The organism is uncultured Campylobacter sp. (assembly GCF_938018035.1).
In the GTDB taxonomy this organism is placed as follows: domain Bacteria; phylum Campylobacterota; class Campylobacteria; order Campylobacterales; family Campylobacteraceae; genus Campylobacter_B.
Genome location: NZ_CALIJF010000070.1, coordinates 1 through 10,694, shown reverse-complemented (window position 1 = coordinate 10,694; position 10,694 = coordinate 1). Strand labels below are relative to the sequence as shown.

The following is a 10,694-nucleotide window of genomic DNA, read 5'->3' as shown; positions in this document are numbered from 1 at the left end:
AAATCAAAGGGCCCCATTTATCTCTACGATGAAATTTCGCAAGAGCAGGCCGAAAAATCGGCGAGCTATTTCATCGGCTATTTCAAAGAGGGCAAGCTAAGCCGCTATGAAAAAATTTACGAAGGCAAGAGAGTTTTTTCGAGCGAGGATATAAAGCGATAAACGCAATTTAAAATTCAGATAAAGGAGCGATCATGAGAGATGTTTTTAAAATTTTACCCGAGGATGCGGCAGATTTTGCAACGCTAAATTTAAAGGCGCGAGCGATTATTTCGGCGGGCGCTTCTAGAGCGCGGACGGCGGTAAATTCGAGGGCGCGGACGGCGGTTTTAGCAGGCTTTATTTTGGCGGCGACATTAGCGCTTGCGATGCCTGCGGGCGCGGCCGAGACGGGCGAGACGCACGAAACGGCATCAAATTTCAAAGCGCGAACGGATAAAATTTGCCTACAAAAGACGAGTTATAAAACAGAGGGCGGCGCCGTGCCGCGCTACGAATATGAAGTAAGCCAAAACTACGACGCCAAAACCCGCCGCCTAGAAAAAATCTACAAAAAGAGCAGCGAAGAGGGGGTGTCCGTATCGAAAAGCTTTAGCAAATTTGACGAAAGCGGCGAGCGCGAGATCGAAAATGTCGAATACGACTGGGACGCGAATACAAACAAATTTCGCGAAACGGCGATAAGCAAGCAGGAGATCGCAAAGGATGGCTCAAAAATTTATTTCAGCCTGCAAAAGGACAGCAAGCCATACGAGGGTGAAAAAGCCGTCGAAAAGCGCGAGGGTAAAACGGAAATTTTGCAAAATTTCACGCTAAAAAAGGGCAGATGGACGCCGACGTACCTTACTAAAAGAATTATCGATGAAAGCGACAGAAACAATTTCGTAGCGACCTATGAATGGAACGCCAAAGCGAAAAAATGGGTGCCGTACGAAAAATCGATATACCATTACAACGGCGATGTTTACGCGGGCTCCGAAGGCTACGCGTGGCGCGGCAAATGGGTGCCGCTTACAAAACATACCGTCTTTACGGCAGCGGACGGGACGCGCAGCGAGATAAATTTTATATGGAAGAACGGCACATGGCAGCGCGACGAAAAGGCCTTATACAAAATCGAGCATAAGTATAGGCGCTTTAGCGAGCTAAGATCGCGCTGGGACTCCGCAAAAAACGAGTGGAGGGAGTACTACAAAAACGTGCACGAGGAGACCGAGGAGAGTAGGCCTCTACGCGAGCGAACCGTGCTTTGGCGCGAGGAATCGCAACGCTGGGAGGTCGTGTTTGAAAACGAGTTTAGCTATGATGCGCGCGGCAACGTGATAAAAAATCGCACGGCCTCCGATGGCAAGCAGTACGAGTATATCTACGACTACGACGAAGCGGGCAATAACATCTCCATCACCCTGCGCGAGCCTGATGAGAGCGGCAAATGGCGCGAGACGCAAAGGACGCAAAACGTCTTTGAGCCTGAAATTTTAGCGCACGACGTCCTGGATCGCGGCTTCATCGGCGACTACATAGCCGCGGGCAAAAACGCGATCAAAAGCAGCAAGCAGTATTTTCTAAAGGACGGCGAGTTTAAGCTAAACGAAACTCGCGAGTGGGTTTACGGAAAGTGCGAGCCGCAATAAAATTTGGAAAGTCTCATGAACGAGCCTTATATCGTTAAAATTTCAGATAGCGACGCGATGATGTTCGGCTGTGAAGCGGACGAGCGGGTGCGCGAATTTGCCGCTAAATTTGACGGCTGGGAGTACGAAAGCGAGTTTGAGCGGACCAGCTATCTGCTCGGCACGGACGTTTTTATCGAGGTCGCGAGCGAGGAGAGCTTAAATGAAGGCGCCTTACGCGCTCAAATTCCAAACGAAAAGGCTTTGGACGCTGACGGCGGCACGACGTTTTTGAGCCTGCGCGAGTGGGACGGTAAAGAACATTGGCGGGTTCGCGCGAATGATGAAATTTTACGCGCCATCAGCGAGGATGAGGACGGCGGCGCGGCGTATCTGCTTCTTAGTCCGCGACATATCGCCGCAGAGGAGCTACGAGGCGCCTTTGCGGACAAGCAGCCGCAGGAATTTGCGCGCATTATCGAAAGCCTCGAAGCCAAATACGACTGCAAAGACCGAATGCTCTGCTACGTCGTTTGCTATTTTACGCCGAAGGGCAAAGAGGGGATGCGGGCGGACTTCGGCGTCTGAATTCAAAGCGCGGCGGATTAAATTTAAAATTTGATCGCACAGCGCACTCGCGCCAAATGGCGAAGGTTTTATCTTGCGCGTAAGACCTGCGCCGTATGAGGCAAGTGAAATTTTAAGCGATGAAATTTAAACCACCGCGATGAGCAAAATGGGAGTCAGAATGATAAAATCCATAAAATTTGAGGGCGAAAGCATCGAGGAGCTGGAGGTTTGGTACTACGCCCCAAAGCACGAATGTAGCGCGGCGGAGTTTGCGCGGGAGTGCGGCAAGCTCGTGCGCGCAGACTTTGGACTCGCCTCCCTTTACGAGATAAAATTTGAAAAATTTACGCCGAGCAAGCCCGATGATTTTATGAAAGAGCGGATAACGGCTGCTTTGAGCGCGGCAGGGCTATCGGACGAGCCTCAAAATTTCGCAATGGGCGGCGAGAACGACTGGGACTGGCAGGAGTGCTCGTTTGAGGCGAGCGGGCAGCGATTTTTACGCATCTGGGCGACATCGGCTTGATAAATTTAGTCCCGCTAGCGGGCTTTGAGGCGAAGTACGAGTTTTTAAAATTTAAAGTTTCAAGCGGCGCATACCATCGCGCCGAAACGCATTTCATCGAGCCTTAAATTTTAAAATTTCGGTCGCGAGCTTTCGGATTTTAAAATTTAAACGGCGCTGGGCTTTGAGGTGCAGCGCGAATTTTGCGGCGCGGTAAAATAGCAGCGCAAACGATAAAAAACGGCGCTCGCTAAGTAGAATTTTATAAAAGGTGAATGCGGCGCGCCGTATTTAGGACGCAAAAAGCTTAAACGGGCTTAGGAAGTAAATTTCGATCTAAATTTAGGCGAGGCGCCAAAAATTTAAAAATTTAAACGCAAGGAGTGAAAAATGGATGTTTTGCAGAGTTTCGGGCGAGAGTATGTGCGGCAGCTCAGAGACGGGTCACTGGCGTGGTTGGATGCGGTCATGAGCGGGCGGATGAAAGGAGCGCGATGCGAGCGGCTGTATGCATCGATAGCGGACTTTTCGCCGCAGCAGAGGGAGGCGCTAAGGACGCTTTGCGCGCGCATCTTACCGATCACGTCCTGCATGAGACGCTAAATTTTTTCGAGCAAAGCGAGCGCTGGCGGCTTGTGGACGAGGCGGGCGAAAATCTAGCCGAGCTCTCGGACGGGCTTTGCGGCGAGCTCTACGGCGAGGACGGCTGGATCGAAAAATTTAGCGGCTATCCCACAAGCCTAAAATAATGCCCTACGGATTACGTGCCTGAGCGCCCTGCTCTGAGCCAAAATTTATTTGAAGGGAAGATATGAAAAACTTATTTTTAGCCGCGCTTGCGGCATTAGCGCTTAGCGGCTGCGCGGGCTTAAAATGCGGCGCAAAAGACGGGCGAGACGTCGCCGAGATCGACGTGCCCGAAGATGGCTGGACGAGATACCTAGACACCGACGGCGAGACCAAGGAGGTCGCATTTTTCACGGCGTTTTTCTCCAAACAGTTCCGCCAGAGCCCAAAAGATGGCGAAAAGATCGGCTTCGTGCTTACCAAAAAGAGCGGCGAACGGATACCGATAAGGCTCGGCAATATGTATAAGGCGGCAGACGGCGCATTTGTACTCGCGGATCTTGACGCGCAGAGCGACGTATGGCGCGGAGCTCGGGAGCTACGAGGAGCAAAATGGGTGAAATTTTACAAATTTCAAGAGGGCAGCGTCAAAGTAACGGACTATGAGGCGCAAGGCGGGCTTTGCGAGGCGTTTTACGCAGGCGAAAAGATAAGCGTCAAAAGCGTGCTAAGCCGCCGCACGAGCAAGGCTGGCGGGGCTAGCGGCGAAATTTCCGCCGTGCAGACGCAGGGCGAAATATCGCGCGACGTCGTCAAGGCTTTAAACTCGCGCGAAAAACCCTCGCCGCAAAGCTCTAGCAAAAATTTAGCAAACAAAAGGAGCGCCGCGCAAAAAACCGATAGCGGGGCGTTAAAAACGGAGGCAGAGGCGCTAAAAGACATCATCTGTATTGTAGGCAAAAACGAAGTCGATTGAAATTTCAGAATAATGAGTAAAAATTTCGCTAAAATTTTGAATAAAAATATCTTTTCAAGGAGCAAAGTATGAGAAAAAGCGTTTTATTTTTCCTATTGCCGCTGTTTTTATTCGGCGGCGAGGCGCAAAAGCAGCTAAACGTCTTTCAGCTAACGCCGTCAAAGATGCCGCCGCAGCAGTTTAAGGTCGAAGCGATCTTTTCGAAAGAGATTAAAGCCGACTGCAACGACGCGTATCTGATCGGCGGCAAAATAGAGCAAAAAGAGGGCTCGGACGGGCTTTATTACGAGTTTAGCGGCGGCGATGAGCTTGCTCAAACGCTGATGCTATGCGACGGCAAGAAGCAAAAGAAGCGGATCTATTACGAGCTCACGCATCCATTCGCCTACGACGGCGGTGAAATTAGAATTTTAGCGCCCAAAGACGTCAAGGTCGAGCTTAGAATTTATGAACTCGTAGAGAGCAAAGAGCCTAAAATCCGCAAGATGAAATAATTCCGCAAGGAGCGTTAATGCAAAAAAGCGGATTTGCAAAGGCTCTGTGCAGCGACGCACGGAGCGCAAAGATACCGAGCGAGCACGATTTTTTCGCACCGCTCATCGGCGATTGGGACATATGGTGGACGGACGGCCTGCAGAGCGGCACGCCGCGTGAAGTCAGAGGCGAGTGGCTCTTCGCGCGGGTTTTGGACGGATCCGCGGTGCAGGACATCTTTATCGTGCCTTCGCGCGCGCAGCGGCTCGCAAATCCGCAACCGGACGCCGAATACGGCACGACGATAAGGATTTATGAGCCCGCAAGCGGGACGTGGGATATTTTTTACGGCTGCGTCGGCACGGCGCTGCGCCTAACCGCGCACAAAGAAGCGGAGGAGATTGTGCTCGTGCAAAACGGCGAGGGGGCGATGCGCTACGTCTTTTCATAGATGAGCGAGGCGTCGTTTTCGTGGCGGAAGGAGCTGCGAAATGATACAGGGCTTTGGCAGGTCGTCGCACGGGTGCGTGCACGCAGAAAAGCCTAACCGCCTGCAAAAGAGATACGCGATCTGCTTTTAAGCCCTGCCTATAGATGTCCGCGCCGCAAGGAAAGCCTAGCCGTTTGCAAACGAGCCGACTAGCCGAACTACTTGCAAAAGCCAAACTGCTCACAAAAGTCAAATCGCTCGCAAGAGCTGAACTGCGCGTAGAAAATTTAACCGCCCTTTTTAAAAACTATGCTGCGCCTTTGCACAAATTTTAACCGCGAAATTTTACCGCGGGCTTTGCGTAAATTTTATGCGCGACGGGACCTCATCGCGCTTCTGCGTAGATTGCGGCCGTAAAATTTAGCGCGCCTTCAGCCTATCCGCCTTTTAAATTTTAAAAATTTAGCCGTAAAATGCGCGACATACAAAGCCTATGCGGCGGCGGCAAGCATTGCGCCAACAAAAGTGGCGAGGTTGCAAAATTTGGCGCCGATGCGTCGTTTAGTTAAAATTTCAGTATAATTTCGCAAAAACAAGGAGAGAGCATGTCAGAGAGAATTTTTGAAAGCCTAAAAGAGCTTTTGACGCAGCAGGGCGCGCACTTCCGCGTAGTAGCTCACCAAAGCGCGGGCACCTCCGCAGAAGTCGCCAAAGCCCGCGGCACACAGCTAGGACAAGGCGCCAAGGCGCTGGTTTGCACGATCAAGGGATTTAAGGATGGGCAAATTTCTTTCGCGCAAAATTTAAATTTAGTAAGCGCCGATGACGCGCAAAACCCCGACTCTTCCTGCGTTGCGAGCGCTCAAGGCTGCGAAAACGGCGCCTGCGCGGGAAATTTAACTTTAACCGCCGATCAAATCTGCGCCAACGTGCCGCAGCAGCTGAAGCTTCCTAGCGACAAACCCGCGGGCAGAAACGGCAGAATTTACGTCCTAGCGGTCTTCGCAGCCGATCATAAAACCGATCTAAAGCGCTTGGCAGAGAGGCTCGGCGGCACAAAAGCATCGCTCGTAAGCCCCGATGAAGTGGGCGATCTCACGGACTGCGTCATCGGCTCAGTGCCGCCCTTTAGCTTCCACGATAAGTTGCTGCTAATCGCCGATCCGTCGCTGTTCGGACGCTTTGAAGAGATCGCTTTCAACGCGGGTCTGCTCGATCACTCGATCATCCTAAACGCGCAGGATTACGCGCGTATCGCGGCTCCGCGCATCGTTAGCTTCACCGAAGAGGCATAGGACGAAGAATAAGCCTGCTCTACTTAGCGCAACGGCGTGACTTTATCGTAGCCAGCCCGCACTCGGCGCAGTAACGTACATTCTCATCGCAAGCTCATTCATTCGCGGCACAACGAAACGTTTTCATCGGTGGTGCGAGCTAGCGCAACTGTGCCCTTTACGGCGGCGCTTGCGCGTAACGACGGACGTGAAATTTGCACTGCCTGCAATAATACCGCTTGGAAAACGCCACGCCTACGAAGAAATTTTAAACGCTGCTCTCTTTATGCTCTTCGAAGGCGATCTGTATAATCCAAACAAAGGCACCGCAAAATTTTTCAAGCTCGCAAAATTTTCCGCAGCGAGCGGCAACGTAATAAAAACTACGATATCAAAGGCGATATGTTTAAAACCAAGACGCATAAACGCACTGTGTATGAAAAGATAAAATTTGAAGTTAAAATCCGGCGGCGAACGCCAGCGTATGGGTAAATTTAAAACAGCGGCTAGCCGAGACTAGCCGCGAATGCAGACAGGGCGTTTATTTCATAACGCCTTGTTGTTTCATCTGATCCATCATCTGCTTAAACATCTCTTTGGCTTGCTTGCAAGTAGCCTCTTGCTGCTCTTTAGGTAGCGCAGCAATCTGATCCATCGATTGCTTTTTTTGATCCTCATACATCTTGACCTGCTGCTCTTGACCCGCTTGTTTGTAGGTATCAACCATCTTATCAAGATCTGCGAAGTACTCTTTGCAGCTATCTGAAAGATCTGCGGCGCTAAGACTTAGCGCAAAGCCAAAACTAGCCAAAACTAAAAGTGATTTTTTCATTTTCTCTCCTTGTAAAAAATCAACGAAAGTATAGCATCTGGCTTGGCAAATTTACCTTAAAATTTACTCAAATGCGACTGTTTTTTAAATTTATAGCGCCTTTGAAATTTTAAAATTTTACTCTCGTCGCAACGCTGATACTTTTTAAAATTTAACTCGTCTTTAAATTTTAAAATTCAGACCCTATCGTTTTACATCTTTACTTCCCACCGTCAATGCTTTTAAAATTTAGCACATCGCGGCACTTAAAATTTTAAAATTTCGGCTCGCGGTTTCGCAACTACCGCCAGTGCTTTTTAAAATTCCGCCCCCACCGCCTCTTGGGGCTGCAGCGCAAAATCACTTCTCATCAAATCTAATCTGCACCGATTTTTTGTGCGCGCCGAGCCCCTCGGCATCCGCTAGCGCCATGCACGCACCCCCTAACTCGTCTATGGCGCGCTTATTTAGCGCTATGATCGAGCTTCGTTTGATGAAATTATAAACTCCCAGAGGCGAGAAAAATCGCGCGCTTCCGCCGGTCGGCAGCGTGTGGTTAGGGCCTGCGAGATAATCGCCCATCGCCTCGGGCGTATAATGACCCAAAAATATCGCGCCTGCGTGGCGTATGCGCGGAAGCAGCTCGTAGGCGTTCTCAGTCGCGATCTCTAGGTGTTCGACGGCAAGCTCGTTCATCAGCCCCACGCACTCGCTCATATCGCGCGCGATGATGATCGCGCCTTTGTTTTCGACGCTGGCGCGAGCGATTGGCTCACGCGCGAGCGTAGGAAGCTGCTGCTCTATATGCTCAGCGACGCAAAGAGCAAATTTTTCATCGTCGCTTATCAAAAAGCTGCTCGCGATCTCGTCGTGCTCGGCTTGGCTGAGCAGATCCACGGCGATGTTGCGCGGATTTGCCGAGGCGTTTGCAATGATACCCACCTCGCTAGGACCCGCGATCATATCGATATTCACATCGCCGAACACGAGCTTTTTGGCGGTCGCTACAAAGATATTCCCAGGACCCGTGATGACATCGACCTTACCGATCGTGCGCGTACCGTATGCCATCGCGGCGATCGCGCTTGCGCCGCCCACTTTGTAGGCCTTTTTGATCCCCAGCACATGCATAGCCGCGAGCAGTAGCTCATTTACGACGCCGCCCACGGCGGGAGTGCAGACGCTGATATCCTCCACGCCCGCGACGATTGCGGGGATCGCGTTCATCAGAAGCGAGCTCGGATACGCCGCCTTGCCGCCCGGGATATATAGCCCCGCGCGATCTACCGGCGTGATCTTTTGCCCGAGCATCGCGCCGCTTGGATCGAAGCTAAACCAGCTTCTCTCAAGCTGCTTTTCGTGATAGGCGTAGATGCGCTCGTATGCGACCCGAAGCGCATTCTTAAGCTCTGCGGTTAAGCCTTCATACGCGAGACTCATCTGCTCTTGCGTGATAGCCAGATCGCCCTGCACGCGCCATCTGTCAAATTTCTCAATCTGTTCAGCTAGCGCCTCATCGCCGCGCGCTCTGATATCTTCGATGATGCCGCTTACGACGGGCATTACCGATCTCATATCCATCTCGCCGCGGCACACCAGCCTTGCAAACTCCTCTTTGAAATTTGCCTTCGTACTTTTTAAAATTTTCATTTTTGCTCCTTGTAATGCTTGGAATTTTAACGCTTTTTGCTAAATTTCGTCTTTAAGTTCGCGGCGATGTAAATTTACAGCTCGCCGATTTTCAAAAGATTAAGCGAAAATGAAATAAAATAGCCGAAATTTTAAACGGAGCGATGTATGAAAAAGATATTTTTAGCGCTGATTGCCACGGCGACTTTAGTAGTGGCAAAACAGAGCGATTTTAATGAAAACGAACTGCAAAGTAAATGCAACAATAACGATGCATCGGCGTGTGCAAATCTCGGTAGCGCATATTACTTCGGAGAAAATATAAAACAGGATTATAAAAAAGCAAGCGAGCTATATTCTAAAGCTTGCGATTTAAAACATGGCGAAAGCTGCCATAATCTTGGAATTTTATATGAAAAAGGTGAAGGCGTAAAACAAAGCTACCAAAAAGCGGATCAATTCTATTCTAAAGCTTGTGATTTAGAAGTTGCCGAAGGATGTTACAATCTTGGAGCTTCATATTATTTAGGTACGTCTATAAAGCAAGACGACAAAAAAGCGAATGAATTACTTTCTAAAGCTTGCAATCTAGGATATAGCGAAGGATGCTATATATTAGGGCTTTGGTATGACTCAAGAAAAGATGTAGAACAAAACTTCGAAAAAGCTAGTGAATTATATTCTAAAGCTTGTGATTTAGGACATGGCACAGGATGTAATAATCTTGGGCTCTTATACGCCTCGGGCGAAGGTATAAAACAAGACTATAAGAAAGCAAGCGAATTGTATTCTAAAGCTTGCGATTTAGAAATTGCCGAAGGATGTTACAATCTTGGAGTCTTACACTATTTAGGCGAAGGCATAAAACAAAATATCGAGAAAGCAAGAAACTTACTTTCTCGAGCTTGTAATCTAGGATATGGGTTAGGATGTAATGATCTAGGGGCTTTATATGAAAAACAAGATTATAAAAAAGCGAGTGAATTGTATTCTAAAGCTTGTAATTTAGGATATGGCATAGGATGTACTAATCTTGGAATTTTATATGAACACGGCAAAGGCATAAATAAAGATTATAAAAAAGCGAGCAAGCTATATTCTCAAGCTTGCGACCTAGAATATGACGCAGGATGCAACAATCTAGGGTTTTTATATGAACAAGGAGAAGGTGTAGAACAAAACTATAATAAAGCAAATGAGTTATATTCTAAGGCTTGTGATTTGAAATATGGCAAAGGGTGCTATAATCTAGGAGTTTTGTATAGCTCTGACAAAGGCGTAAAGCAAGATTATAAAAAGGCAAATGAACTATATCTAAAAGCTTGCAATTTAAAAGATGGAAGCGGATGCTATAATATCGGAATTTCATATTATTTAGGAAAAGGCATAAGTCAGAATATAAGTATGGCAAAAAAATACTTCAGCAAGGCTTGCGATTTGGGTGATCAACTTGGTTGCGACAACTATAAAAAACTAAACGAACAAGGCTTTTAATCCATTTAAATTTTAAACCGCTCGCGAAATCCGCTTAAATTTGCGGCTTAAATTTAAAGGTCTAAATTTAAACTATATCATCCGCAGGGCAACACTAAAAGCGCGTCAAAATACGCGGACTTAAAATTTAAACCCATTCCGCTGCGGTAGATGCTATGTAAGCGGTGCGTAAAATTTAGCAAGCCGCCAAATACGATATTTGCGCCAAAATAAAAGGATGCGTTCCGCCGCCGTTGAAATTTCAGATGAGCCGTTAATTCTTTAAGAATTTTAAAATTTTAAGCCCTCTTTTTTGCGGGCTAAAATTTCTAGCGAGCCGTTAAGGGCGAGCCGCTAATTCGTAGCGTTCGC

General features: G+C 48.6%; 12 protein-coding genes. 10 read left to right on the top strand and 2 right to left on the bottom strand.

Translation table 11 applies throughout. The features are described from left to right. Positions 1–194: 194 nt before the first annotated feature. The 9 genes from Q0257_RS02225 (at position 195) to Q0257_RS02185 (ending at position 6,857) form a co-directional block, all read left to right on the top strand. Entirely contained in the window at positions 195–1,634 is a 1,440-nt protein-coding gene (locus Q0257_RS02225) for a hypothetical protein (RefSeq protein ID WP_298021029.1), read from the top strand. A gap of 15 nt (positions 1,635–1,649) precedes the next feature. Beyond that, positions 1,650–2,201 (top strand): hypothetical protein, encoded by a 552-nt coding sequence (locus Q0257_RS02220; protein WP_298021026.1) that lies wholly within the window; start codon positions 1,650–1,652, stop codon positions 2,199–2,201. A gap of 160 nt (positions 2,202–2,361) precedes the next feature. After that, positions 2,362–2,709 (top strand): hypothetical protein, encoded by a 348-nt coding sequence (locus tag Q0257_RS02215; RefSeq protein ID WP_298021023.1) that lies wholly within the window; start codon positions 2,362–2,364, stop codon positions 2,707–2,709. A 473-nt stretch (positions 2,710–3,182) separates the two neighbouring features. Next, on the top strand, positions 3,183–3,437 hold the full coding sequence (locus Q0257_RS02210; RefSeq protein WP_298021020.1) for a hypothetical protein: 255 nt from the start codon (positions 3,183–3,185) through the stop codon (positions 3,435–3,437). Positions 3,438–3,499: 62 nt separating this feature from the next. Next, on the top strand, positions 3,500–4,231 hold the full coding sequence (locus Q0257_RS02205) for a hypothetical protein (RefSeq protein WP_298021017.1): 732 nt from the start codon (positions 3,500–3,502) through the stop codon (positions 4,229–4,231). A gap of 68 nt (positions 4,232–4,299) precedes the next feature. Further along, positions 4,300–4,725: an ecotin family protein gene (locus Q0257_RS02200; protein WP_177387827.1), complete on the top strand. Its 426-nt coding sequence runs from the start codon at positions 4,300–4,302 to the stop codon at positions 4,723–4,725. A 17-nt stretch (positions 4,726–4,742) separates the two neighbouring features. After that, positions 4,743–5,156, top strand: a complete 414-nt coding sequence (locus tag Q0257_RS02195) for a hypothetical protein (protein WP_298021012.1) — start codon at positions 4,743–4,745, stop codon at positions 5,154–5,156. A 584-nt stretch (positions 5,157–5,740) separates the two neighbouring features. Next, the gene (locus Q0257_RS02190) at positions 5,741–6,430 is read left to right on the top strand and encodes a YbaK/EbsC family protein (protein WP_298021009.1); all 690 of its coding nucleotides are present in this window, start codon (positions 5,741–5,743) and stop codon (positions 6,428–6,430) included. 169 nt (positions 6,431–6,599) lie between these two features. Beyond that, the gene (locus Q0257_RS02185) at positions 6,600–6,857 is read left to right on the top strand and encodes a hypothetical protein (protein ID WP_298021006.1); all 258 of its coding nucleotides are present in this window, start codon (positions 6,600–6,602) and stop codon (positions 6,855–6,857) included. Positions 6,858–6,950: 93 nt separating this feature from the next. Here the strand turns inward: Q0257_RS02185 and Q0257_RS02180 are convergent, their stop codons facing one another. Next, positions 6,951–7,241, bottom strand: coding sequence for a DUF5339 domain-containing protein (locus tag Q0257_RS02180; protein WP_298021003.1), 291 nt, complete (start codon positions 7,239–7,241; stop codon positions 6,951–6,953). Positions 7,242–7,580: 339 nt separating this feature from the next. Then, positions 7,581–8,870 (bottom strand): histidinol dehydrogenase, encoded by a 1,290-nt coding sequence (gene hisD / locus Q0257_RS02175; protein WP_298021001.1) that lies wholly within the window; start codon positions 8,868–8,870, stop codon positions 7,581–7,583. A gap of 147 nt (positions 8,871–9,017) precedes the next feature. Here hisD and Q0257_RS02170 point away from each other — a divergent pair, with 147 nt between their 5' ends. After that, positions 9,018–10,343, top strand: a complete 1,326-nt coding sequence (locus Q0257_RS02170; RefSeq protein ID WP_298020998.1) for a tetratricopeptide repeat protein — start codon at positions 9,018–9,020, stop codon at positions 10,341–10,343. The last annotated feature ends 351 nt before the right edge of the window (positions 10,344–10,694 follow it).